At 38.5% G+C, this 24,035-nt stretch carries 26 protein-coding genes; 8 read left to right on the forward strand and 18 right to left on the reverse strand.

What is annotated here, in order from left to right:
• Positions 1–1,159: 1,159 nt before the first annotated feature.
• The 3 genes from GKO22_RS05010 (at position 1,160) to GKO22_RS05020 (ending at position 3,222) form a co-directional block, all read left to right on the forward strand.
• Entirely contained in the window at positions 1,160–1,390 is a 231-nt protein-coding gene (locus tag GKO22_RS05010) for a hypothetical protein (RefSeq protein WP_166332999.1), read from the forward strand.
• A gap of 199 nt (positions 1,391–1,589) precedes the next feature.
• A complete protein-coding gene (locus GKO22_RS05015) occupies positions 1,590–2,732 on the forward strand; it encodes a zinc-dependent alcohol dehydrogenase (protein ID WP_240920140.1) in 1,143 nt (380 codons plus the stop codon).
• A 4-nt stretch (positions 2,733–2,736) separates the two neighbouring features.
• Positions 2,737–3,222: a hypothetical protein gene (locus tag GKO22_RS05020; protein WP_166333001.1), complete on the forward strand. Its 486-nt coding sequence runs from the start codon at positions 2,737–2,739 to the stop codon at positions 3,220–3,222.
• 113 nt (positions 3,223–3,335) lie between these two features.
• Here GKO22_RS05020 and GKO22_RS05025 read toward each other — a convergent pair whose 3' ends face one another.
• From GKO22_RS05025 to GKO22_RS05045, 5 genes are all read right to left on the reverse strand, one after another.
• Positions 3,336–3,965 carry a carboxypeptidase-like regulatory domain-containing protein gene (locus tag GKO22_RS05025; RefSeq protein WP_206367823.1) on the reverse strand — a complete coding sequence of 210 codons (630 nt, stop codon included), beginning with the start codon at positions 3,963–3,965 and terminating at the stop codon, positions 3,336–3,338.
• A gap of 1,059 nt (positions 3,966–5,024) precedes the next feature.
• The gene (locus GKO22_RS05030; protein WP_166333003.1) at positions 5,025–6,296 is read right to left on the reverse strand and encodes an AlbA family DNA-binding domain-containing protein; all 1,272 of its coding nucleotides are present in this window, start codon (positions 6,294–6,296) and stop codon (positions 5,025–5,027) included.
• 39 nt (positions 6,297–6,335) lie between these two features.
• The gene (locus GKO22_RS05035; RefSeq protein WP_166333004.1) at positions 6,336–7,133 is read right to left on the reverse strand and encodes an ImmA/IrrE family metallo-endopeptidase; all 798 of its coding nucleotides are present in this window, start codon (positions 7,131–7,133) and stop codon (positions 6,336–6,338) included.
• Complete coding sequence (locus GKO22_RS05040; protein WP_166333005.1) at positions 7,123–7,428, reverse strand: hypothetical protein; 306 nt, start codon at positions 7,426–7,428, stop codon at positions 7,123–7,125. Before GKO22_RS05040 ends, GKO22_RS05035 begins: the two co-directional genes overlap by 11 nt.
• Positions 7,418–8,065, reverse strand: coding sequence for an RNA polymerase sigma factor (locus GKO22_RS05045; RefSeq protein ID WP_166333006.1), 648 nt, complete (start codon positions 8,063–8,065; stop codon positions 7,418–7,420). The genes GKO22_RS05040 and GKO22_RS05045 overlap by 11 nt, the downstream gene beginning before the upstream one ends.
• A gap of 160 nt (positions 8,066–8,225) precedes the next feature.
• Here GKO22_RS05045 and GKO22_RS05050 point away from each other — a divergent pair, with 160 nt between their 5' ends.
• From GKO22_RS05050 to GKO22_RS05065, 4 genes are all read left to right on the forward strand, one after another.
• Positions 8,226–8,399 carry a hypothetical protein gene (locus GKO22_RS05050; RefSeq protein ID WP_166333007.1) on the forward strand — a complete coding sequence of 58 codons (174 nt, stop codon included), beginning with the start codon at positions 8,226–8,228 and terminating at the stop codon, positions 8,397–8,399.
• Positions 8,400–8,474: 75 nt separating this feature from the next.
• The gene (locus GKO22_RS05055; protein WP_166333008.1) at positions 8,475–9,239 is read left to right on the forward strand and encodes an SMODS-associated NUDIX domain-containing protein; all 765 of its coding nucleotides are present in this window, start codon (positions 8,475–8,477) and stop codon (positions 9,237–9,239) included.
• A 2-nt stretch (positions 9,240–9,241) separates the two neighbouring features.
• Positions 9,242–10,417 (forward strand): nucleotidyltransferase domain-containing protein, encoded by a 1,176-nt coding sequence (locus tag GKO22_RS05060; RefSeq protein ID WP_166333009.1) that lies wholly within the window; start codon positions 9,242–9,244, stop codon positions 10,415–10,417.
• Positions 10,418–10,469: 52 nt separating this feature from the next.
• Positions 10,470–10,823 carry a hypothetical protein gene (locus GKO22_RS05065; RefSeq protein WP_166333010.1) on the forward strand — a complete coding sequence of 118 codons (354 nt, stop codon included), beginning with the start codon at positions 10,470–10,472 and terminating at the stop codon, positions 10,821–10,823.
• Positions 10,824–10,948: 125 nt separating this feature from the next.
• Here GKO22_RS05065 and GKO22_RS05070 read toward each other — a convergent pair whose 3' ends face one another.
• The 8 genes from GKO22_RS05070 to GKO22_RS05105 all read right to left on the reverse strand — a co-directional run bounded on the left by GKO22_RS05070 (position 10,949) and on the right by GKO22_RS05105 (position 19,767).
• Positions 10,949–12,133: an MvaI/BcnI family restriction endonuclease gene (locus tag GKO22_RS05070; protein WP_166333011.1), complete on the reverse strand. Its 1,185-nt coding sequence runs from the start codon at positions 12,131–12,133 to the stop codon at positions 10,949–10,951.
• A complete protein-coding gene (locus GKO22_RS05075) occupies positions 12,130–13,224 on the reverse strand; it encodes a hypothetical protein (protein WP_166333012.1) in 1,095 nt (364 codons plus the stop codon). The genes GKO22_RS05070 and GKO22_RS05075 overlap by 4 nt, the downstream gene beginning before the upstream one ends.
• A 1-nt stretch (position 13,225) precedes the next feature.
• A complete protein-coding gene (locus GKO22_RS05080; protein ID WP_166333013.1) occupies positions 13,226–14,359 on the reverse strand; it encodes a hypothetical protein in 1,134 nt (377 codons plus the stop codon).
• Between the two features lie 19 nt (positions 14,360–14,378).
• Entirely contained in the window at positions 14,379–16,604 is a 2,226-nt protein-coding gene (locus GKO22_RS05085; RefSeq protein ID WP_166333014.1) for a DNA cytosine methyltransferase, read from the reverse strand.
• Positions 16,605–16,661: 57 nt separating this feature from the next.
• A complete protein-coding gene (locus tag GKO22_RS05090) occupies positions 16,662–17,333 on the reverse strand; it encodes a hypothetical protein (RefSeq protein WP_166333015.1) in 672 nt (223 codons plus the stop codon).
• A gap of 2 nt (positions 17,334–17,335) precedes the next feature.
• The gene (locus GKO22_RS05095; RefSeq protein WP_166333016.1) at positions 17,336–18,085 is read right to left on the reverse strand and encodes a hypothetical protein; all 750 of its coding nucleotides are present in this window, start codon (positions 18,083–18,085) and stop codon (positions 17,336–17,338) included.
• A 259-nt stretch (positions 18,086–18,344) separates the two neighbouring features.
• Positions 18,345–18,959, reverse strand: coding sequence for a P-loop NTPase family protein (locus GKO22_RS05100; RefSeq protein WP_166333017.1), 615 nt, complete (start codon positions 18,957–18,959; stop codon positions 18,345–18,347).
• Entirely contained in the window at positions 18,937–19,767 is an 831-nt protein-coding gene (locus GKO22_RS05105) for a hypothetical protein (protein WP_166333018.1), read from the reverse strand. The genes GKO22_RS05100 and GKO22_RS05105 overlap by 23 nt, the downstream gene beginning before the upstream one ends.
• A 20-nt stretch (positions 19,768–19,787) precedes the next feature.
• Here GKO22_RS05105 and GKO22_RS05110 point away from each other — a divergent pair, with 20 nt between their 5' ends.
• A complete protein-coding gene (locus GKO22_RS05110) occupies positions 19,788–20,492 on the forward strand; it encodes a hypothetical protein (RefSeq protein ID WP_166333019.1) in 705 nt (234 codons plus the stop codon).
• Between the two features lie 156 nt (positions 20,493–20,648).
• On the opposite strand, the gene GKO22_RS05115 is transcribed toward GKO22_RS05110, so the two are convergent.
• From GKO22_RS05115 to GKO22_RS05135, 5 genes are read right to left on the reverse strand one after another with little or no spacing between them, the layout of a single operon-like run.
• Entirely contained in the window at positions 20,649–21,269 is a 621-nt protein-coding gene (locus tag GKO22_RS05115; protein ID WP_166333020.1) for a hypothetical protein, read from the reverse strand.
• Positions 21,269–22,057, reverse strand: a complete 789-nt coding sequence (locus GKO22_RS05120) for a DUF4099 domain-containing protein (RefSeq protein WP_166333021.1) — start codon at positions 22,055–22,057, stop codon at positions 21,269–21,271. Before GKO22_RS05120 ends, GKO22_RS05115 begins: the two co-directional genes overlap by 1 nt.
• Positions 22,058–22,112: 55 nt before the next feature.
• Positions 22,113–23,384, reverse strand: coding sequence for an ArdC family protein (locus tag GKO22_RS05125; RefSeq protein ID WP_317165700.1), 1,272 nt, complete (start codon positions 23,382–23,384; stop codon positions 22,113–22,115).
• On the reverse strand, positions 23,320–23,475 hold the full coding sequence (locus GKO22_RS05130) for a hypothetical protein (protein ID WP_166333023.1): 156 nt from the start codon (positions 23,473–23,475) through the stop codon (positions 23,320–23,322). Before GKO22_RS05130 ends, GKO22_RS05125 begins: the two co-directional genes overlap by 65 nt.
• A 1-nt stretch (position 23,476) precedes the next feature.
• Positions 23,477–24,001, reverse strand: coding sequence for a M23 family metallopeptidase (locus GKO22_RS05135; RefSeq protein ID WP_166333024.1), 525 nt, complete (start codon positions 23,999–24,001; stop codon positions 23,477–23,479).
• Between the last annotated feature and the right edge of the window lie 34 nt (positions 24,002–24,035).

The raw sequence follows: 24,035 nt of genomic DNA on the forward strand, positions 1-24,035 counted from the left end.
TAAGCAGTTTAATTGAAACCATATCTACATTGAGCTATTTATATAAATACCCGAATAACTATGATAGAAACTATTTTGCTAAGAACTGTATCATCCAACTGATAGAAACATTCTAACTTCTTTTATTAGAGCGGTTTTTGTGAAGATCATCAAAGAGAACAAGATGGAATAAAAGATACACAACCTACTTGTAATCATAATAACCCAACAAAGATTAACGCTTCGTAACTCCTATTGAGGGTCCGTAATCAAGATGTCGAGACAGTGCCTTTGCAAGCCAAGCAGGAAGTAGCCATTGTAAACGTATATATTACTCTTACCTTGACATTACGGTAAGAGGTTTGAACAGGGTATTCAGAGGTCTACCCTGACAATCCAAGAAAAGCCACCCGACTACTCCCATTTATATTCCTTGTTAAAGGTTTGAAATAAAACACACTTCATCTCTTCGAATAAGCTGATTATTTCTATTACGGATCATCTAGGTCCAAATAGTCAATCTTTTAAAAGACCGTTGTTATAAAGTCCTGATCTCCAAGTAGCCGAATCACTACAGAGTTACGGTGTAGCCAAAGAACATTTAAATTATACCTATAATATCTCTTTAAGTCTGATGACGGCTACTAATGTCAGGAATGTCTGTAAACGCTTGACACTAAGTGGGTGCTTGGTATGAGGGCGATAAAACAGAGATTAGATTTCTCGTCAAATAAATCGTTAAGAATCAAAAATGAGCAAATGGTACTTAGTAATTTTACAGATTACTGCAAAATCCAAATGTGAAATTTACACGATTTGAGAGAGTGATGTGGTGCGTTTTCAAACACATCCAATATCGACACAAAAGCCTCTAGAACCGAGAAGCTTTTGTGTTTTTATAGATCTAGTGAGCAAACCGTCCATCGGTAGATTCACATCAGATGTGAAAGGTGTAGATGTTACTCCGATAAAAGGAGAATTTTCGAATTGATCAAATAATTTCTCAAAAGAGTTGTGTAATGTCAGCACTAATGGCATTTTTCCTTAATTATTTTCATAAAGCAAGTATAAATTTCTTAATGATGACAGATATACCCGTTTCAACAAATTCAAGAACGATCTGTTCAGAAGCCTGTTGTCTAATTGTTAACAATTGAATATATATTTTAATAAAAACATTATGGCTTTTGAAACAGGAAACGAGGGAGAAGTAACGAAACAAATCGAAATTGCAACATCTAAAGTGCCATCAGCGACATTTTTAATTGCCGCAGTAGCCGCGATGGGTGTTTCGCTAACATTAAAGTGTTTATGTAAAGATCAGAACGCCCTATTTGTGGGACAGTGGGCAGCGCCTTTTTTACTTTTGGGCATCTACAATAAAATCGTTAAGACTGAAGGTCACGATTAGTACAAAGCAGTATTGAGCACGATTTGAGTAATTAAGCGTAAACTTTATACCTTCTGCCACGTATGCAAAACGTTTTACGACCAATAAGTCTGATGTTTATACGAGTAAAAGTAAGTGAATCAGTGCACAAATCGCTATCTAGCTTGCTACATATAAAAAATTGGTCATTAACATTTTAATAAAAAAAACTATGCTAGCAATGAATTATAGAGGCCCTTATCGGGTTCGAACCGAACAGCGACCGATGCCAGAAATACAACATCCGGAAGATGCCATTATTCGTGTTACTCGCACATGTATTTGTGGTTCTGATCTGCATCTTTATCATGGAATGGTTCCTGATACGCGAGTTGGCTCCACATTCGGACATGAATTTACGGGTATCGTAGAGGAAGTCGGCCCTTTAGTACAAAATTTGAAAGTGGGCGATCAAGTACTTGTGCCATTTAATATCGCCTGCGGTCGGTGCAATTTTTGTAAGCAAGGTCTTTATGGCAATTGTCATGAGGCTAATACGATGTCTACCGCTGTAGGGTCTATTTTTGGCTATTCCCACACTGCCGGAGGTTTTGATGGTGGCCAAGCGGAATATGTACGCGTACCTTACGCGGATGTGGGACCGACCGTTATTCCAGCTGATATGGATCCCGACGATGCCGTGCTATTGACAGATGTCGTGCCGACGGGATATCAGGCCGCGGAAATGGCTGGCATTAAGAAAGGTGACACCGTAGTGGTGTTTGGAGCTGGACCCATTGGAATTATGGCCGCTCGCTGCGCATGGTTTTTCGGACCATCTCGTGTCATCATTATTGACCAGATCGATTACCGGTTAGAGTTTGCTCAAAATTATGCCAAATGCGAAGCCTACAACTTCAAAGACTATGAAGATCCCGTATTATTCATCAAGAAAATTACAGATTGGTACGGTGCCGATGTATGTATTGATGCTGTGGGTTGTGAAGCAGATGGAAACCCAGTGCAAACTTTTACAGGGCGAAATCTGATGATGCAGGCAGGATCCGCTACCGCACTACAATGGGCAATTAATTCCGTCAAAAAAGGTGGAATTGTATCCATTGTAGGCGTATATGGCCCGCCATTTAACATGATTCCTATCGGTAATGTATTGAACAAAGGCATTACAATACGTGCTAATCAAGCATCTGTTAAGCGCCTACTACCAAAATTAATCGATCATGTACAATCCGGAAGATTAAATCCTAAAGAATTAATCACGCATCGTGTACCACTGGAAGAAGTTTCAGACGCTTACCGTCTATTCTCTTCTAAACTCGATAATTGTATCAAAACGGTATTAATCCCTTCGACAAAAGCATAACATTATGGATATTGTAAATGAAAAATATCAACATATACCCGGATGGGGAATGGATGCAGATCCTGAAAATGAACCCACCTATCCGATGAAAAACTACACTGGTGATGACCACAATCGCAATGAGTACGAGCGAGCAGAACAACAAAAAGCTACTATTGAGTTGTTATCATCTAAAGAAAGGCCAGCTATTTCCCGTGTATTTGGTACAACCGTGCCACCCTCGGGTTGTAGTGGCGCAATTCGCCGCTATGCTTTTAAACATAGTGAGGATAAAATGAGACACTGGATTCCATTGATAATTGCAGATAGAGTGCAAGTCTGGGAAGGTTTGCTAGATGATTTGCGGAGCGGTTATATTCCTAATATCGCGGCCGAAAGAGGTTGGAAAGTGGAATGGAAATATAATCAGAAAGGAATGATTAAGAAAGTGGCAACTATTGCTGCTGTAGGACTAGTCATTTGCTTATTTTCCCGAAAAAAAAGTCGATAAAACGCAATACAATTTCGCGGTAAAGAAGTTCATCAGTACTTCTTTACCTTTTTATAATTAAGCTCACCTTTAATACATTTCTATCGATCACGATCTCTCACCGCTTAATAAATTCATGGCAAACCAATCAATCGTACTAACGTTTTGTAGATATGGCGAAGCTCAATAACTATCAGCAGAAATTGCCGCTGCAGAAATATCGTTGAGCACCTGTACACTTTCGATATCTTTAGGATGAATGAGACATTTGTGCCAGATAGCATTCCGCCAATAACATAAAGCGGACCAGCATTGCCATAAAGCGTACTTAATCCGCGAATGTTCAACACAGCTCCCTGACCGTGGCCGCCAGAATTTCGCACCTCCAATCCAGAAGCTTGTCCTTGCAGTGCTTTTGGCGAAGACCGCGCAACCTTTGCCGAGGTATTTTGCCTTTCTACTACAGATACCGCACCTGTTAAGTCTTTTCTGCGGATCGATTGATATCCAATAGCAACTACTTCATCGATATGGCTATAGTCTACCGGTAGCGTGGTGTGTATCGTAGGGCTTCCAGACAAAGTAATTTCTTGTGATTGAGAGCCCACTAATGAAAAGACCAGTGTTGCAGTTTCGCTACTCACAGCGAGTCGGCAGGAACCATTTGCTTGTGTGATGATTTCGGTAGTCGTATTCTTTTCGCGGGCAGATACTTCTTGCATAGGTTGCCCTTTGGCATCTTGCACAACTCCTGTTACCGACAAAATATACTACAAATCTGATAATTAACGGTTTTATAGCTAAATGATCGACGGTAATTGACTGTTAATGAGGTCAGTATTTACATGCAAATACCGCGGTCGATAACAAGCCTAGCAGGGCTGCAATTTGTCTGATATATAATGCTGTTTTGGGTCTATAACGAGCAATATATGCAGAGATTACGCTGTGTAGTTTGCCATATCTGATCAAATTATATCCAAATTGAAACTCATCGCTATTTTCCCTAACTACCTATATACCTCATAGCAAGTAAGATTTGCGATACAGTTTCTGTAGGAGAACGAGGCGTTTTGGCTCCTATACCATAATCGATCTTAATTTTAATACTGCCCAATAAATAACGGCACACCAATACGAAACGTGCGCGTTTTACAAGCATGGTTGCGCTTAAGGAATAAATATAGCAAAATTGGACAACGTATATTTGGAATACGAACTTATCGTGCATGAACCTGTCCATTAAGATCAAACGTTACACGGAAGAATTAATTTTGATAAATTTCGTAATCCTAATTTAATGGGAATGGAGGATGAGGATGAAGGCTATAAACTTTAAATGAACTATTCATTTGCGGCGATTGGGAATATTTTTGTTAGATAATGCGCACTAATACATTTAGTAATGTCTTAGGGATTGACCTCTATGTCAAAATTTCATAATAGAAAAGTCAAGAAATTCGATATAGTTTTACTGACTAACCTTAAGATGTTTAGTCTTTCAAGCACATTAACGTGTAACTATTTGAAAAACTCATAATCAGATACTTGCAACTGCCAAATAGTGTAACGCTGAGATTACTGTAACCTATTTGTAACTCCTCTCCTATTTTTTGAAAAGTTTAATTGAATGATTGAGTTGGAGGTTGAGATTATGAGACTTTCGGCCTGTACCTTTTTACATGATGCAATTTCAGCATTTACGCTTTACAGAAGCAATATATTAAGATTTTTTCGAACCGCAAAATCTTACTCTGTTACGTATTTGTTACGGTTTTTCTAATCAAATGAGGTTAATGTATAATAGCTATCACCTTATAAAGCTAATTGTGGTTGTTTAGAATTTTCTTTTGTTCCATCAATATATTATCAGCGGGCGGATGAAAATCAAATCTTTTAAGGACTTTTATAACCAATTCATTAGAAATTTTAAGACTATCCATTTTTAATTGAGTGGCCGGCAAATTGATTGATTCAGATATATTATCAGCCTTTGTCGTCTTAGTATCAAGCGTCCACAACCTTTCATAAGAGTCTAGATTCAGTTTTCTATCTTTAGTCTTACAGTACCTTAATTCAACTCTAATATTGCCTTCGATATTTTTTTCTATTATTACTCTCTCGAGAAAGGAAATGAATGCAGTTATAGGTTCTAATATTGTGGTAAAGTAAAACAAGTACTCACCAGAAGGATATCTTTCTTCCATTCCATTCCTAAACATATCCCCTTCTTCTCCGAACCAGTCCTCTGTGTAAGCACTAAAAAAAGAGAAAGAGCCATTAGTAAAAAAACGCCAAAATTCTTTTCTTGCCCACATATCCAGTTCCATTTCAAGGTAATCATCTCCAAATTGTAAAGAATTGTTTTCCAGTAAAAGTCGTGGGTGAATATAAGGGTAAGTCCAGTTAAAATTTACTTGACACCTTCGAATAATTTCTTTCAACTCTACTAGGTGCAATTCAAGTATTTTAGAAAAAGCAAACTTAAATTCAATAAAACCCTTCGACTTTATTTTAGTTATTAATTCCGCATTTGGCAGATCCAGTTCCGACCGTGTATTTATAACAGAGCTTTGAGTGAGTCCTAAATCCCGATACTTTTGAAACATTTTAATGGCTGCATGCTCTATAACAGCTCTCAAATCATGTGCATTAGAAATAGCTGCACTTTGTACCCTCTGATTTGTATTTCGATAATAGATGGTGTTGGCGACTAAATCCTTATCCCAGTCCCTGACACATATCATAGGTATTTCCTTAAATGGATGCACTTTTATTACCACAAAAGTTTTTCCATTACCATCGGACGGAAAATGCAGATCAAAATCTACAGGAGGATCTGCATATTTCATGAGCTTATCCTTCATCTGATCTTTATTGTAAGTTGTCAAATTTGCTTCAGACACTCCTGTAGCTTCAAATCCTGTGTTTCGCTCTTTCACTCCCATAACGATCAAACCTCCATCCCTTACGTCAGACATTGCAATGATATCTTTTGCCAGCTTTCGGAGATTTAAGGAACAATCTGCCTTGAAGTCAAGGCTTGGGTTCTCGGTTTGACCTTCTATTAATGATTTCAGTTGTTCGTAAATCATTTTAATTTTTCACTATAGGAATGTTCAGAATATGACACCTTAATCTTCCCATATTATACTTAATGCTTTATCTCTATATGGAATACAGTGCTCATAAAAAGCCCTCCCTGTATCTCTGTCTTTGACGTAGTTAAACCAATCTAACGCCCAAACCTGCTCAGTTTTATATATGTCTCGTGTATTTGATTTTGTGAAGTATTCTCCCATAACCGTATTCACAGGCACATTTTTATCATTAAGTAACCATTTATAAGGAAAATCATCGCTTTCCAATTTCCATTTGACTATTCCACTTTCTGCGTATACGATCATAATTGGATGATTACCTATTTGGGCAAAACGGAATGCGCAGGCCGTTCTGCTAACTTTATATTGCGTGCACAAATTATCGATTAATTGAAAGCTGAATTTCTTTTTGAAAACATCTTGTTTAAACCTTGATTCTGGCATCAAAATACAGGACGCAAAATAGTCTGCCTCCCTCTCGATGGAATTAAACTGCTTTCTATTGATTATTGAAGGGTGCGGTTCTAATATTCCTTTTTTTAGCCCTATTCGATGAGCATCTATAAAATAGTGGCCCAATTCATGAGCTAGTGTAAACCGGCCTCTCTCAGTATCCTCTCTATTCCCGTTATCTGTATTTAAATGGATGTAAAAACGGTTGTCTGCGTAGACAGTCATTCCGTCAAATGTTCTCTTATCATACGCATCGTAAAATAGCTCCAGCCCCTCATAGTCTGTAATTCGATTTACAGGGGTGATTTTTTCTTCATACTGCAATGCAATAAATTCGGCAAGCTCTTTAATATGATGTAAAGGCGTATTATCTATCATCCTTTCTGTGCTTTGCCCTCATTTTATCAATAACATGCTGAGGTAGATTATTTCCCTTTCTGGCTACCATTCGTAATTCCTCTATCTCTTCGCTCAAAGAATCTTCATTCGCAGACTTGATTTGCTGTAATTTTCGAAGCCCTCTTTTTATGATTTGTTCGGGAGCGTCCCAGTCCGCTGGACTTTCATTATCAACAGGGTTGAATAATTCAAATTCCTCAACTTCCTTCTCAGTCTCTGGAAAAAGTAACCCCTTCGACTGAAATAAATCGATTATCTTTTTTTTATTTGACATGTTTCAGAGGTGTTAATTGAGTATGTTTTAAAAAGTATTCCACTATCTTTTTTTCACTTCGTTCTTTAATCTTTCTGATATTCACATGTGTGGTATCGTATATTTTGCACAACATCTTTAAAACAACCGAAGGTGTATTCTTCCCTTCTTCATAGTATAAATACAATGTGAGAAGTATATGTCTATCTCGCTCTGATAGCATGTTTAACGCCTCATCCAATACCTTAAAATTCACATTGGTAAAAAGATCCTGTGCTAATTCTTCGCTCTCAATCGCTGGTTCAGAGCTCATCTTTTCCAACGCAGTAGTATCTTTATAATATTCGGCCAAAAGCCGTTTAAATTCGTTTTTAGCGACTCTGGATAACCAAGCCTTAAATCCCTTGTCATCTACCGCTTTCTCCGGAAAGGAAAAAATCAACGGGTTTTCGTACAGCTTATAAAATGTATTGTTTACGACAGTATTCAATATCTGTTCATCATAGATGCCACTGTTTTTCAATACAGATGAAACAACCGAATTTAAGAACTTACTGTAGCCATGGTACAAAGTTGTAAAGGCGGCTACAGCTGAATCTTCATCATACGATTTATCAGAAATGACCAGCAATACATTTTCAATTTCTTCTATTGTCATCTATGCAAATGTAAATACATAATAAAATTCCGTGACAAATTACAAAATTAATCCTTATGTCACGCTTTTCCCTTTATACTTACGAACGCACATTTCGTTTCGGGGTAAACCCTTTACACCAATAAGTTAAAGGGATATGTTCAATATAATTTATTTTAAAATGGCAACAAATCCACCAAAAGACAATGCAAGAAAAGGATCTGTTATGGAACGCTCTCAGACCTATAATCCGAAAACGGATTCATGGGTAAAACGTGACACCAATACTGGTAGATTCATGGATATGAAAACCTCTGACAGCAAACCTTTCAAAGGGGTACGTAAAGAAAAATAATCTTTATTTGCTCGGTCACTAAAAACGAAATGGGGGTTAAGCGCCCCTTTATTTAAAAACTAAATTCCAAAGCCTATGGCAGATATTTTTACATCATTATTGGTATTAACGAAGCCAATACTTAAAAAAGGAGCAACGATTGCGTGGGAAAACCGTAATCATTTAAAAGTATTTTTCAAGACGAAGTATGGAAAATATAAAAATAAGGACATCCGCTTTTCAATGAGTGGTCTGTATAAAATTCAGATACCTGACACCAACAAATACCTATTGGTGTTAAATCGAAGGATCGAGAATCAACTTCAGCCGATAGGCGGTGCCTATAAACGGTACGGTGACGATAGCCTGTTTAATAAATGGGGATATAAGCCTGATAATTCTAGAAATGGTCTAAATGTAGATGAAAAAAGCTTTTCAGATTTACGTTTTACTGTTAAGGGGAAAAATGCAGTCGATGTGTTAAACTGGTTTGAAGCAGGTGGGGAAAGGGAGACAGAGCCTCGAAGGGAGTTCAGAGAGGAACTATTGGACACGGGTATTCTCGACCCTCAAATTTTCCAACATTTCAACCACAAACATATTAGGAGATATTCGAAGAACTTATCCTGGAGCGATTACTTCAGTTGCTATGAGATTTTGACGTTCGATGTTTTTGAATTATTGCCTAACGAGGAGCAGAAGAAAGCACTTATTGACCTTACCAAACAGGAGAATGATCTATCACAGGGCTATGCAATTGTAAGTTGTGATGATATAGAACAACTAAGGTTAATGAGCAGAGATAAGCAACTTGCTCGTATAGGGCAACACACCAAATTATTAATTAATAAAGATTTTTAGCGATGATAGACATATTTGACAACTATATTCTACAAAGAGAAGAACTTTTGGCAAGAATTGCCCAAGAATTACAACTAGACAAAACTAGACTGGAGCGCATGGAGTCGGCTTATAATGCCGTTGCGGAACTGCTGAAAAAGGATGAGGATTTTTTTGATGGCCTTATAATCGAGGTTTACGCCCAAGGCTCTAAACGAATCGGAACAACTGTACGCCCTATTAATGAGGAGGATTTTGATTTAGATGTAGTACTCCATATTTACGATCCGTATTACAATCATACTCCAGAGCAAATCTACAATGCTTTGGTAAAAGCCCTAGAAAAACACGCTTATTACAAATCCATAATGGAAAAGAAAAAAAGATGTGTCCGCTTGAACTATAAAAGCGATTTTCACATGGATATCCTCCCTGCTTGCATGCCAAACTATTTTGAAAAGGAAATGATAAAAATTCCGGAAAAGGCTCTCAGAAACTGGTCCTCCGGAAACCCAAAAGGATTTTCTGGTTGGTTTTTAGGAATTGCTAATTCTGTAAAAGAACCGATGTTGAGAAAATATGCAGATGTTTTATTAGAGGCTCAAATAGAAACAGAGGAATTACCTAAAGAATTGTATCTGAAAACACCTTTACAAAGGACAGTTCAATTGCTGAAAAGATATCGGGATATCTATTTCCAGAATCGAGATTATAGGGTTTCCAGTGTTGTCATCACAACTCTGACTGCACAACTTTATCAGGGTGAAAGCTCGATTTTTGAGGCTATAGACAATATAGTGTCAAGAATTAGATCTAATTATACAGATGCTTTAAACAGAGGGTACAAATTTAAGGTTCTAAACCCGGTGAATCCGGAAGAAGATTTTACTGACTCTTGGACTAGCCAACATTACGAGAGCTTCTACAACTTTGTTACTGATTTTTACAAAAAATGGCAAAACTTGAAAGACTCTTTTGAAACCAGCAAAGAAGACTACATTGAGCTATTTGGAGAGGGTGTCTATAAGAAATCATTAAACGAGCAATTTAGAATGTTCTCGAAATCGACTAATAATCCACTTGCCAAATCTAGTGGGTTAATCGTTGGCGGCACGGCCTATACAAATGCAAAAGGCAATATTAACACAGACACAGGATTAAAAAATGGAGCTCATCACAATTTTGGAGGAGAATATTAGAAAAAACCACCAGAAGGACTGGTATTTATTCCTCTACGTTCAAAAGATACTTATGGAAAAATATTTCGATTGGTTAGAGCTATATATCAGTCCCAAATCAAAGTCTTTGGTAGGTAAAGGACAACTAAGTATCGGGAGCAAAAACTACAGTATCTTGCTCTCATATTCTCCATTTCATAACCATAGATATGATAGAATATATATAGACGATAAAACTATTAAATATAATAAAGAAATCCATTTGTACGGAGATCTTTCCTTGTGTTTATATCATCCTGTGATTGATAAGCCAGCGTTTCAAATCATACCTCTTTTCAAGATTATACCGTGGATAGGCGAATGGATTGTTTTTTTTGAACAATGGAAAAAATACGGAGTTTGGTTAGGTAAAGAAATTAAACATTGATTTTCTGTATTGCAGAATTAGATAGATTTTGTAGCGAAAGGGTGTAATCTTAAATCTCTACACCTCTTCATGTCACGTTTTATCTACAAATGGCGCTAATTTTTCCAATCACTTTATGCTGCGCCTTATTTTATAAGCTCATATACTTCGCTGGGTGGAAAGAGTAGATTTAACGCATTGGGTTTTATCTTGAATAGAGGTCCTTTTTCGACTACTCTACCTGAGCTATTTCTCTTAATTAAGTGGTCGAGGGTAATTATTCCTTGCTCAACGAGCACGTCAAACTGGCTTACAATAGGCTTTTTGGTATGTTCAACTTTTTTGAATTGAAAATGTTCGGCACCATCAATCATTTTTGAATCTGCAGCTATCCAGAAAGTTTCGCTATGTTTCTCTAATAATCTTTTGTGCAATACTTCTGTAGACCAGGCGACAAAGTCTCCGATAGTTCCTTTGTCAGAGTTTTCGAATAGGTATCTCACATCTGAATTCATATTGAGCTTTAACCCTTGGGGATTTCTAGCAATTGCAGAAACAGTACAATACAACTTAAAGTCAGCTCCCCTAGCATATCCAAAGTTATCCAATATTTCAGCGGAACTTTTAAACTTGCTAGCATTCCAGTCGGGCACTTGAGCAAATAGTGTCTTTCTGTTGCCACGCTTGTCTCTAAATGATTTCAGTTCTATTCCTTTATAATCTGGATTTCGTGATGAATTGATATTGATACCCAACAATGTTTCTAACGTACGCCCTATCGATGTATCGGCTTGTAGCATGCCCGGTATAAATCCGCGACCAGCGATACTTCTAAGTTGACCTAATAATTCGTTAGCGACCTCATTGGAATCGGAATTGATCTCCTTTACGAGCTCTTTTAGTGGATTGTGCTTCGGACCGTCAATTAGGCTCTTAAAATCTAATTGAGTTACATTTATGATAAATAGCTCCTGATCATAGTAGATGATGACTAAGATATCGTTTGGCTTGGCATGGGGCTTCAATTTGTAGACCCAAATACGAGGATCTCCGTCTTTGGTTTCCGGACGATAAAGGGATGTCGTTGTATCGACTACCGTATCGCCTAAGATAATTTTCGAATTAATAGATACCCCATTCTGATTAGCGCCCTTACCCTGTAATTCATAATCATGAACATCTTGTGATTTTAAATACAAGCGAACACTACCCGTGGCATCCATAATGGATTTTTTCAATCCATTTTCCGTAGGTTCGATCAAGGTAAACTCCACAGAGTTTTCTGTTAACAGCTTTACGCGTTCGAGTTCAGTAGGGGTTAATTGTCTCATTTTTTATAAAATTGGATTAAAACTTCTTTTATAAGTGGCTCAGCAAACTCTACGATAAAGTCTTCTTTATCTCGTGTCAAAATATATTCACCAATTTTAAAATGTGCGATACTACATCTAATTCTATAAATCCAGTAAGCTGTAATTGAAAGAATGAATTTATTATAGTCACCCGGTGCTACGCTAGCATGACGAGACACCGAACTAGTTGTCTTAAAAGCATCTGTATCATCGATTAATGCTTCGAACTTAAGTTGGTCATTTAGTCGCATATTAGTTTTGGTTCCTTTCCCAAACTTTATAAATATTTCAGCACCTAACGCTTTATAAGGTCTTATCGTATTTAACTTCTCCGCGAGAGATGAGATATCATTACAATATGACGTTAATAAATCCGTCAACCTTTCTAACTCACTTCGATTGTATTCATTCAATAGATCACCTATCGTATTACTTTCGTTAGGAATATTTAACTGTTTAATTTTCTTGATTAGGCCGTAATCAAACTCAAGTTCCAGTAAGTGGTAGAATTTCAGAAACCTTTCGAATGCCGATTTCTGTTCCAAGGCCCTATAGATACTATCTTTTGCATAGTCATCAAGGCTTTTCAATTCCTCTCCTATTTCGATAACTGGGACTTCCTTGGTATGATAATTAATAACTGAGGCATTTTCCGAGAGCTTGAAACCACCCCAAACAACTGATGTTTCACTATATTTAACATGAAATTCGTCGACGTAATCCGTATGTACTAACAGGTAGTCATTCTTAAATGTATATTCAGATAATGCTAAATCAGTTGGCTCACATTCGGCTAAAAATATATAAAACGATGAATCGCTCAAAGATGCAATTGTATACGTTTGATTTTTCAAATAAAAGATATCTCCGATAGGTAAACCAGCCAGTTTGATGGAAGTATTAATTACAGATTTTTGATACGATTTATTAAGTAATTCAATTTTATGAATTACCGAATTATCAAGCTGGAGAAAACTTAAGGAATTGGAATATTTATATTCACTAAAGGTAGCTAATGAATTTATCTGGAGAACATCAGATAAATTATCGTTTATTTCAACAATAGTCATACTATTGAGCAGCAATCTTTAAGCACTCAATAAATGTTTCTTCCCCCTCGTTCATAAAATATTCTCTGAATCCATCCATAATGGTCTTTCTTAGAGCAATACCGACGTTACTTTTCTTGGGGTCTATTCCCCCCTTAACGTCTTTAAAGACACCTAAACCTAATATATCGTTACCAACTTCTGCACCTCTTAAATCAAACAATAGCTTATCTAATGCAATATCCATCCTTTTCTCTCTTTTTTCATCAATTTTAAACTTAGAAACGGCAGCAAAAAAAGCTTTCATCGTATTTTCTTCGCTAAGCCAGTTTTTAAAATTACCTAAGAAGTCATCGCCGTTATAAATTCGATAAACTTCAAAATCTATTTCACAATATCTTTGCAAGTATTTCTTGAATGAAGTATAGTTTTCATTTAACTCCTTCTCGGTGGAGGACAGGACGTCGTCTTCATTCAATTTTTTTACTACCAAATTGTCCCTATCAATCTCAGCACTCTTCGTTAAAAAACTGTAATAGGAATTTACTATCTTATCAAATGCAAATTTTTTGGGTTTACTTCGAATTTGATTCTCCTTTTCTAGATACAATTCTAATCCTTGAACATCATTCGCTAAATTCTTTTTTAGAGTTATAAACAGCAATTCTACCTGATGCCTCATAGACATCTGTCTTTGACCAGAATTAAGAACTATAAGCCTATATATTAAATGGTCTATATTCTCCTCAAACCAAATTTCCAAAAGTAATTTTTGTCCATCTTTAAATTCTGTGTTTTCTCTTATTAAATCGTCAATTATATAGGTTCTTTGTAACCCATCTAAGATATAAATTTCATTTTCTTGACTAAGCAAATCGGCTACTCCACTGTAATCTCCCCTATCGATTAGCTCATAATACTTTTCAACTTCGGAAAATTCTATTGCTAAAGTAATCCCTGGTAATAATGCTCCCTGCTTTATATCATTTTTTAGCCTAATGTATTTTTTGGGGTCAACTCTTTTGCGCTGAATTTCAAATTTATCGAAATCTTCACCTACCAATGCTAAATAATCTTTAATAAGGATTTCAGCATACAAGACATTTGTTTCTGTTCTTAGATCTTTAGTTCTACCTATAATTTTTAAGCTGTTCATAACTTTAATCGTAATTATATCAATCTATGTGGTTTAAAATTTCTAATGCTACGGCTCTGGCCATTAAAGGCGGCACCGCATTGCCGACCAAACTGTATTGAGGAACTTCAAACTTCCGCTTGTTTCCGCCTGTTGAACGCTTTCCTTGAAAAACAAAGCTATCATCGAAGGATTGCAAACGGGCCATCTCTCGAACGGTTAAAGCTCGTGGGCTTGCGTAGTGCACGTAATCATCTGGAATGGTCATTACCGTTGGGCTTATGCCGTCCGCCTTCAACACATTGTAATTTCTTTTTTCAGAGCTCAGTCCTACTTTCTTCAACTCTTCCTTTGCCTCATCATAGTTGCCAGCATGTAGGATCACATCTAGACGCTTAACTACATCCTGATTTTGCTTGCTTGTTTTATGATTTTGTAATGGCGCCACCACATGTGTTAACGTATTTTCTAATTCGGTGAAATTCCTAACATAGAAAGGATTTTTAGCCGTCTTAAATCGTCCGTTCAGCCTTCCCGCTTTAGACCATTCTGCATATGTCAGACCGCTTTCTGTATTCGGCTTGCCGTCGATCGTACGTTTTTTCACTAACGCACTCATCTTAGCCGAATTACCATTATACTTAGCCTTTAAATCGACGTGCTCATAATTAAATTTTTCCTCATCATTTCCCAAAAAATCTAAATCATACAAGGCTTCAAAAACAGTGACCTTTTCATATTTAGAGACAGTAGCCGGCACTGTCTTTATCAGCTTCTGATCTTTTCGGCAGCCTATAAATAATACTCGTTCCCGATTTTGAGGAACGCCGTAATCGGAGGCTAATGCGACGAAAGGTTGGTCAATATTATACAAACGAATATGCGACAAAATATCATTCAGCTGATGCTCTGAATTTTGGCTTTTTGCTATTTTCGTCAATCCTTGCACACACTCATCAAAGGAATAATTATAGATTTCGAGTGCTAAAATGATATCCGCAATATCTCCCTTGAAAGCTGGTGCTGGGCTCAGTCGTTCAAACGAATCGTGTATCTCCTGTATTATATTGGTAGGCTCGATGGCTACCAAAAAATCATCAAATTTAGCCGCGAAGAAATCCTGATCCAGATCACTGTAGTTTTTCTCTTGAATAACTTTTTTACGAACGTATTGCAACTCCTTTGCTCGCTTTAGCAGCTTAAACCCATTACGAATGGTGGCTAAGTTTGGATCAGTCTTACTGGTTTTGTAGTCAGCAATCTTTGGGGTGAGAATCCTAAATCTGTTCTCCACACCTTGTATATAACTCTCTCTAATCGCATCCAGGTCCTTGTCTATCGCCTTTTCAAAGTTGAGCCGCTGTAAATAGCAGTCTAATATAAATTGATCGGAAGTGCTCGCTTTCTTCAACGTAGCCACAAAACTTATCAATTGATGAAATTCCTTTAAATCGATAATCGATCTAATTTCCTGTAAAATCATCTCTTTGATCTTCCCGCCTTCTTTTGTCAAGATGCCTTTCACATTTTCCATCACAAAATATTTTGGACGAAGAATCTTAATGACATTCAAATAGTGGGCAAATAAATCATCTTTCTTATCAAATTTTTTCCGCTTTCCTGCCAAACTAAAACTCTGACATGGCGGACCTCCACACACGACATCTATTGTTTGTCCGCTAACCTTTGCCATGAGGTTATCTATAAAGTCCGGTTCGGTGATATCTTGTCTCAGAAACTCGGCATCCATACCTAATTGATAGTTGTACCTCGCTAAGTGTGTTAGTTCACAATTATCATTGATATCATTGGCTAATCTAAAATCATAGTATTTATGCGCTGTTTCTGCTTGTAAAAAGCCTTCGCTAAACCCTCCCGCGCCAGCGAACAAATCGATAAACGCTATTTTTTCCATTTTATGGTATTTAACGGACTCTTCAAGCGAGATCTTGATGTCGTTATTCTCTTTCCTACTTTCCGTCAGATTTGTTATTAAGTCTTTTATGTTTTTATCCGTCAGTACTGAATGAGGAGTTTTTTCTATATGCTTTTCGACTTCACTTTTTAGAAATGACAAGTATTTATTGATGACTAAAAATGACTGATCAGTATGCTTGACCACTTGATTTTTGCTATCCCAGTTTTCTTTTAAAACCTTCTCCCCCGTCGACACCTTAATCTTCAAATCCTTTTGCCGAATCACCAAATGGATTGGACAATAGTTTAGCTTATCTGCCCGGTCTAAATAGTATTTTACACTCATCATATCTCGCTCGCTTATATTACGGACAAATTTACGGACAATACTTTATGCGTGTATATTTTATTTAAAATTTAAGTGATTTTTTAACATCTGACCGATTTCGTTTCTTGTTTCTTTCTTATTATGCCCTCTCGCCGAAAAATGCGGAACAGCCAGAATGGCACGCCCATTCCATTGGCCAGATTTTGTAATTCGGTCTATTTGTTCGATATCCGTAACTCCAATTTTTTTAAGCCACAATTTATCAGAAGAGAAAATCAATATATTTTTAGGATCCAGTATTTCGATCATCTCCTTGGTTTTCTCTACACAGTAGGTTTCTATCTCGTCACTCAATATAGTTAGGTCGCTAGAGCCAACCGTATTAAAGTATATCGCGTTCATCATGACTGAGTTTTGTAACACCGTAAAGAGTTGTTCATCGTGAAACATTTCCCTGAACTTGCGACGTGTTGATTGCATCCCATCTTCCCAGCCTTTACCTCCTTCCACGAGTAAATTTTCCGTGTAATGAATGCTATGTGGCAGTCTTTTGCTTTGCTTATTATTGGATAGGTAATCTGTATATTTTCCATTACTCCCAGGGTTAATCCCTACAATAAGTAATTCCGGATTGGAGATTATTTTGGTTTGAAAGGCATAAAAGTCTAAATCTGCTTTGATCGCAAACCCATGACAGCGATCGGTCACTTCCTGTAGCCAGCGTTCTATTTTATCGTTAAATTCGGTCATTGTCATACTAATTTTATCCCTTGAACTTCTTTAAAAATCTGATGATCAGCCATAGAGAACAGCAACATCTCTACCGTCCAGATCGGCTGCTCAATGAGTACATATTGATGCAAATATTTAATCAGCTTACAATACGTGAAATACGCTTGATCTCGCGTAAAAAGTAATGGCGTAATGCTATAATTGTTGGGTATTTGCAGAATCCTGTCCTTGTATTTTAATGCGATGATCGTGTTGAGGTCAAACAACTTCAACTTGGCGTTTCTGCTATCGGGCATTGGAAAAAATCGAGGTTCTGCTATGTCAGCTTTTAATATCAACCAGTTAAATGTGTAAACCGTTCGAGAATCGTAAACGAAATAGTTCTCTGCATCGCTAAATGAGCCTATTTTAGACAAAGAGGAGATGACGGAAAATAAATCTGTAGTAAGCCTGTTAGAATGAAGAGAATATAAAAACTTGGAGATTCTTGCCGTATTTTTTTGAGACCTCTTGAAGCTACCAATCCCTCCCCAGATGTTAATAATCCAGTAATATTGGTCTTCGGTAAGTACCAAATTGCTTTGCATGATGTGCTCCCGCAATGTATTAATCATCTCAACGGAAGTAGTGAATTCTCTTCTGTGACGCCCTAAGGTTCCAAAAATTTCGAGATCTAAATGTGGATAGTCCGCGTATTGATTTAAGATGCTGGTGTGGTCATATTTGAGAAGCTCACTTTTGATGGCGTCGAAAATTTTATGGTGATGCATGTTCTCTAGTTAGCTAAAAATTGTGTTTGGTGTAGATGCTAAAACCCTCAAGCGATTGATCGCCGTTATTTCAACTGACAAGTTTAGTGAATAAAAGAATATTCTACTTACGGAAAACCGTATTTTTAAAAAGAGTCTCAAACATCTTGATCCAAATTTGTATCATCTGCTTTAATGGATAACGAATCATTTGATTACAAAAATCGGTTGTTTTTTGTAATCAAATGATCTAGCTTACAAAAACTGTCATCAAACTCCCTCACTTCCTCTTATCCGATACCTCTTGATCGAAAGCAATGAGGTTTACCATCTCGCGTAAGCGAGAGCGTAAACAGTTGCCGTAGGCCTCTTCAATTTCTGTTGCGGACAGGTTGGTCGTGATATGGGTAGTTAATCCCTTAGATACATACAAATCGTAGCGAGAGAGTAAGATCTCGGCCATCACGTTACACTCGTTGCCGTAGTACTTGATATTATTCTCAATACCCAGATAATCAAAGCAGTAGCTTCGATGATCTGGTTGATAGAGTTTGCCACGACTGTAACGATGGATCACCTCATAGCAATCTTGAATAAACTCAAAGGTCACATCACGTGCGTTCTTGATTACAAAGCCATTGTTTCCCACTATACGCATGATGGTCATTAGGGAAGTCTTGCCGCTGCCGATCGGCCCGGTCAGCATAATGCCCTTACCCAGATCCAGTTGATAGGCCTCGCAGCGCTGCTCATCGCGCAGAAAATAAGCCGATAGCTGCATAATCACGTCTTTGTCGTGCGGACATAGGGCGAAATGACTCCCGTAGAGCTGCTGGCCTTTCTGATAGATGTATCGAAAGACTTTCTCCTGCTCAAAGTGGTTCGGAGTAATCATTTCGGTTGTTGGTGTGAAGCTGCTGTGCACGATTCGAGTTTGCATGGTTTTTGGGTTTAGCATAGTGATCAATATTGCCGATCCAGTTGCGGGCGGCAGCCTTCCAATCCTTCATGGGCGACTTACCGTCGACGAGCCATCCGTTGGACGAATAGTGGTCCACAAATCGCCTGACTTGCTGCTTGGTAGATTGCTGCTCTATGAAGAACGCGTAGACTAACTCCATACTCAGCGGCAGGTCTTTTTCTTTTTTCGCGCAACTTTTTTCTTTTTCAAAATCAAGAGCTGCTACCACACCATTTTTTGCACTAGTTGAATTTATTTTTTCTTCCCTCTTTTGATCGCGCGCGCGACTTCTATTATTTATAATAGAAGTATTATTATTTAAAGTATATAGTTTATTAAAAGGGTTCTTTGTGAGTCTGGTGGACAGCAAATGGTCAGGTATCGCAATTGAACTAGTAAGGGGTTCATTTACTGAACGGGTATCTAGTTCATCTGCTGTACTGGTATCCGAATTTTCTAGCGGAAAAAAGGAAATATGACTTCCCAAATGTGGGTGGTATGAAGGCTGATAATCGATGTATCGCTGATGGTGCAAACACCAGATTGCGCGGTGATAGGTTGCCTTGGAATGGATACGCCCTAGCTGCATGGCCTTATGCCGGGTAATCTGAAGCTGTGCCGTAAAGCGTGACTCATTCCAAAGCTGGAAAAGGGCCATAAACAGGCTGAGGTGCGTGGCCGACAGGTTGGCGTCTTGCTGCGTCAGGCTAAAAAACTGACTGAGTGGTTTGATGTAGTTCATGTTCTGCGGGATTAATGGGGATGAACGGTCTGTTTCTCCAAGATTTCTTCGATCTCGCAAAGGGGATAATAGATCGTGTGGCCAAACTTTCGGATATTGTATGGATGGCTTGGATAGGAGAAATAGAAGAGAAGGACGAATATTATCTGCCGCCGAACGGAGAAGAGAAGGAGATGCTGTATACCGTGACTAGTGTAACACGACATACAGTTGATGGTGAAGACGAAACGTATATTCCTTCTAAGAATGTTCGAGACTTGATGGGTATAAGTGAAATGTCAAATCACATTTTTCTGGACAACAACGGTAAAGTGATTGCAATTAATCATTCTGTTAGACGCGCAAATTATGACCGCCAAGAGATTACAGTAGTTCTGAAAACGGAATTTTTATCTAATATTGAGGAAAATAATTTGGAAATCGTTTGGTTCGTTGATATGTTTCGCAGTAAAAATGCCCTAAATGATAAAATCAAAAGCGACCAGCATCCTATGAAAACTCGCAAGTATATTGTTTGGTTCGAAGAAGGCAAGCTGCGTGCCGAAAAATTCTGGGATGCACGTTTTTCCAATCAACGAGACAAAGACCCTAACGAACCAAAAGAACAGGAGGATGAAGATTTGCCCAATTTCATGATGGATGATGATTATCTTGTCAATCTACAATCTGATCACTTAGATGAAGATGTTGGGCACATGGAAAAAACCTGCTCAGAAGAAGAATGAAGTCAGCCAGACTTAATTAAACAAGGGAATTTATAACTTAATATCAAGCTGGTATACGTTTTATCCCTATATGTTCTTTCTTCTCTCGCTAAAACTTACACACGACAAAAACCCCTGACCCAGTTAAAGATCAGGGGTGCAGGTGGGCTGGTAGGATTAGCCCATACTTGTAAAGGATTGATAGAACGTTTCAAATTGTGCTTTTGGTTTATGGGTTCGTATACCCGAACGCACACCAGAAAACTTTTCAAAACGGCTCAGTGAAAAAACACTGGCTGGAATAAAGTATCTTTTATTGTTAAAACGAAACTCCACTTGGTCATCGACAAGACTAAATCTTGCACTCGTACCGAGTTGCCACGTTGCCACTTTGCAATCGGCCACACGACCAATTATTCCCGCATCGAATACAGTATGTATTTTAGCATTTGGGAATAGGATTTTAAGCCCAGTAAACTGCTCTTTAGTTGGTAATAAACCCAACGAAGCAAATGCACTCAAGCAGGACGGGTTCATCCAATTGGGGTGATAATGACAAAAGCACAACAGATCGCTTGCGGAATGACCGGCAAAAAGATGGGTGACGAATATAGGCAAGCCCTCCGTCACCAACCACATACCTTTACAGACAGGAATACGGACACCCTTTTCACCCCAATGCTCATGTTCTAGTACCTGATTATCCAATTCGTAAGTAAACTGAATGTCATCCTCGACTATACTGATATACGGTGCGAAGAAGTTTCGCACTTCAGCTTTTAATTGGATAAATACCATTACCGCGCAACGGTATGATTATAGCCCATACCCTCTTGCTTATCCCTAAGATTTTGCGCAAGGTCTTGAACGGTTTTTTCTTTTCCTTGTTCTCTTTGTAATTTATCAATCAACATCATATTCGCTAATGCTTCATTATAGCCTCTGGAGTACCCCTCGTTTTGTGGTTCGAGCCTACCTCTTAGGTTATTGACTCCACGGAATACCATGTATGAGATACCGCCGTCCAATAGCACGGATAGGATAAGCCTTTTACTGTCTGAACGGATGCCTTTGTTATCCGTTGCCGAATGTTGGATTTTCGTTCCATCTGCGAGTTCCACAACTTCATCGCCACGGAAAGCCTCCTTTTGCTTTTCGGAAAGTTCTTCACCGTTTATTCGGATTGGCACTTGCATTTCTTCGGGATCATAAGAAACAAATTCCCTTGTCAGTTCATCATATTCAATGATGACTTTCTTCTGTTTGTTGAAGTCAATTTCCTGTTCTTTATTGACAGCGTGCTTTTCACCTGCGATCAATGCTTTTCCCTCGTCGTCACTCAATAGCGGATGCGATTGTGGTTCACGATAGATCGGATGAATGTTGAGCTGAACAGTACCGTTTTCTCCTCGGGTAAGAGATAACTTTGCATCAAGCCTGCGGATGGCAAAACCATCGATGTTCAGATCTGCCATACTTAACATACCGGTTCTTCTTCCTGCAAGCAGGGCTTCCATATTCTCTGGACTGATATTGAACCCTCCGTTTTTGTGAAGCCCCAATTTTCCGAATTCATTTATGGGCATTTCATTTTGTTTGATAGGATATTTCATGATGTAAATGTTTGTTAAGTTTTAGACATTATCTTCTGATACCATAGCTGGCTACAGCCTCCTTTTCGGCATTTACTGGGCGATGCAGATCTTCACCTACCTTGACAGTATCTGGTTGCTGTTTGGCGTGAAGCAAAGAATTGTATAACCGATCAGTTTTCGACAAGGGGAAAATATTTCCTGTAGTTAAGTCTTCCACACGCATACGGTCACGTTTCAGGTAGCCGTGCACTTTGTACAAAGTGTTGTTATATGGAATTTCGTCGCCTATATCTAGGCTGCTTTTCTTCGTTCTTTGGAATCTTGCGTCGGCCTGAACATTAGCATCCGCTTTGATCTCCCTTTTCTGCTCGAATGCCAAAAGGTAATTAAGAATTTTTTCACCATCGGCAGCGGCCGTGTGAATTTCAAAAGGTGTGTCGCGTAATATCTTTATCCAACTATCCACGTAAGCAATGTGCTGGCCTGGATCATGGCCAATATGGAGTTCCTGACCGATAAGCATGGAAGCGATTTCTGCACGGAGTTCTTCGCGGGCGTATCCCTCTGTTCCAAAGCTGCCAATCATACTTCTATCAAGACGATCCTTGTGCCCCGTCCAATGACCCAGCTCATGTAGCAAAGTGGAATAGTATTTATCCGATGCGTCGAATTGTTCACGCATCGGCATAGTGATGCTGTCAATTGACGGACTGTAGAAGGCTCGATCCCCAGCCTTGTGAGTTATGTCTGCTCCCGAGGCGTGAATAATATTTTCAGCCCGTTGAATGGGGTTCCATTGGATTTGCTTTACGTCGGGTTTTACCATAGGTTCAATACCGTCGATCTGCTGCGCATTGAATACCCATGCGCTGGTAATGATTGCTCTGTCCAAACCTACTTTAGCTTTTACAGGTTTACCCTGTTCATCCAAAATCGGCTTACCCTTTTCGTCTTTTTTGGCAATAAGCTCATGGGTCTTAACAAATTGAATTAGAGATGCTTTTTCCCCCTTACGCACATTCCAACCTTTAGCGGAAGCTTGATTGAACGTCATCCAACGTGGATCTTCCCGGTCTGACGATAACAATGACAGGCTGTTAATCCCTTTATACCGATTACCTGTGATGGCGTTATAGGGCAGTTCAAATGCTGGACTATTGCTATTCCACGGTTTCTGCCACGGTGCCCTACCTTGTTCAAGTTTTTTGATAATGTTCTCCGCAACTATTTCATGCAGAGATTTTGAATATTTACTATTCATCTTCATCCACCTCCAGAGATTCACCATCTGACCATTCATCTGCGTATTCCGCGCCATAAATGGCAGCTTCCGCTGGTGTAAGTCCTATGTCTTCACCGCTGGCCAGAACACTTAATTTTTGTTGCAGTGATTTTAAATGATAGTTCATGTTATTCGATATTTAGGGGTTGATTTAATTGTTTTCTTAGCTGGCGTAGGAATTTTAAAGGATCAAGAAATTGTCCATTGAATTTTACCGAAAAATGCAAATGTTCGCCAGTCACTCTGCCCGTCGCTCCCGTAATACCAATGGGTTGCCCCACAGTTACTGTATCACCAGGCGAAACGAGTATCCGGGAAAGGTGACCGTAAATGGTTTCCACATCTCCATGAAGTACCCGAACATATTTACCAAGTGTATTCTGCTTTCCAGTTGCTTTGATCCGACCGTCAAGCACATTGAATACAGGGTCGGAACGGGCGGCAAAGTCAACACCGCTATGAAGTGAAGCTTTACCGCTGATCGGATGAACACGATATCCAAACGGTGATGTAACTCCCAATTCTTTCAACGGTAGGCTATAGTCGGCAACTTGTCCACAAAGTATAAAGGGAACGAGCATCAACCATCCCAGAAAAAAAGCTGGCATGGCGAATCTGTTCCGAATGCCTGCGGAACGTTTGGGTTTCTTCATGATGTTTTGGCTTTTGGTTTAAGGCTTACATTAT

The organism is Sphingobacterium chungjuense (genome assembly GCF_011316935.1).
GTDB classification, from domain to species: domain Bacteria; phylum Bacteroidota; class Bacteroidia; order Sphingobacteriales; family Sphingobacteriaceae; genus Sphingobacterium; species Sphingobacterium chungjuense.

Bases quoted from the DNA above. Each gene is read 5' to 3' on its own strand.
- GKO22_RS05080 (WP_166333013.1), bottom strand. From the start codon at position 14,359: ATGAACAGCTTAAAAATTATAGGTAGAACTAAAGATCTAAGAACAGAA.
- GKO22_RS05120 (WP_166333021.1), bottom strand. From the start codon at position 22,057: ATGCCCATAAATGAATTCGGAAAATTGGGGCTTCACAAAAACGGAGGG.
- GKO22_RS05130 (WP_166333023.1), bottom strand. From the start codon at position 23,475: ATGAACTATCATTTAAAATCACTGCAACAAAAATTAAGTGTTCTGGCC.
- GKO22_RS05045 (WP_166333006.1), bottom strand. From the start codon at position 8,065: ATGACAATAGAAGAAATTGAAAATGTATTGCTGGTCATTTCTGATAAA.
- GKO22_RS05105 (WP_166333018.1), bottom strand. From the start codon at position 19,767: ATGAACTACATCAAACCACTCAGTCAGTTTTTTAGCCTGACGCAGCAA.
- GKO22_RS05110 (WP_166333019.1), top strand. From the start codon at position 19,788: ATGAACGGTCTGTTTCTCCAAGATTTCTTCGATCTCGCAAAGGGGATA.
- GKO22_RS05015 (WP_240920140.1), top strand. From the start codon at position 1,590: ATGAATTATAGAGGCCCTTATCGGGTTCGAACCGAACAGCGACCGATG.
- GKO22_RS05010 (WP_166332999.1), top strand. From the start codon at position 1,160: ATGGCTTTTGAAACAGGAAACGAGGGAGAAGTAACGAAACAAATCGAA.
- GKO22_RS05070 (WP_166333011.1), bottom strand. From the start codon at position 12,133: ATGAGACAATTAACCCCTACTGAACTCGAACGCGTAAAGCTGTTAACA.
- GKO22_RS05060 (WP_166333009.1), top strand. From the start codon at position 9,242: ATGATAGACATATTTGACAACTATATTCTACAAAGAGAAGAACTTTTG.
- GKO22_RS05065 (WP_166333010.1), top strand. From the start codon at position 10,470: ATGGAAAAATATTTCGATTGGTTAGAGCTATATATCAGTCCCAAATCA.
- GKO22_RS05040 (WP_166333005.1), bottom strand. From the start codon at position 7,428: ATGTCAAATAAAAAAAAGATAATCGATTTATTTCAGTCGAAGGGGTTA.
- GKO22_RS05075 (WP_166333012.1), bottom strand. From the start codon at position 13,224: ATGACTATTGTTGAAATAAACGATAATTTATCTGATGTTCTCCAGATA.
- GKO22_RS05085 (WP_166333014.1), bottom strand. From the start codon at position 16,604: ATGATGAGTGTAAAATACTATTTAGACCGGGCAGATAAGCTAAACTAT.
- GKO22_RS05050 (WP_166333007.1), top strand. From the start codon at position 8,226: ATGGCAACAAATCCACCAAAAGACAATGCAAGAAAAGGATCTGTTATG.
- GKO22_RS05100 (WP_166333017.1), bottom strand. From the start codon at position 18,959: ATGATTACTCCGAACCACTTTGAGCAGGAGAAAGTCTTTCGATACATC.
- GKO22_RS05055 (WP_166333008.1), top strand. From the start codon at position 8,475: ATGGCAGATATTTTTACATCATTATTGGTATTAACGAAGCCAATACTT.
- GKO22_RS05035 (WP_166333004.1), bottom strand. From the start codon at position 7,133: ATGATAGATAATACGCCTTTACATCATATTAAAGAGCTTGCCGAATTT.
- GKO22_RS05030 (WP_166333003.1), bottom strand. From the start codon at position 6,296: ATGATTTACGAACAACTGAAATCATTAATAGAAGGTCAAACCGAGAAC.
- GKO22_RS05090 (WP_166333015.1), bottom strand. From the start codon at position 17,333: ATGACCGAATTTAACGATAAAATAGAACGCTGGCTACAGGAAGTGACC.
- GKO22_RS05125 (WP_317165700.1), bottom strand. From the start codon at position 23,384: ATGGCGCGGAATACGCAGATGAATGGTCAGATGGTGAATCTCTGGAGG.
- GKO22_RS05020 (WP_166333001.1), top strand. From the start codon at position 2,737: ATGGATATTGTAAATGAAAAATATCAACATATACCCGGATGGGGAATG.
- GKO22_RS05135 (WP_166333024.1), bottom strand. From the start codon at position 24,001: ATGAAGAAACCCAAACGTTCCGCAGGCATTCGGAACAGATTCGCCATG.
- GKO22_RS05095 (WP_166333016.1), bottom strand. From the start codon at position 18,085: ATGCATCACCATAAAATTTTCGACGCCATCAAAAGTGAGCTTCTCAAA.
- GKO22_RS05115 (WP_166333020.1), bottom strand. From the start codon at position 21,269: ATGGTATTTATCCAATTAAAAGCTGAAGTGCGAAACTTCTTCGCACCG.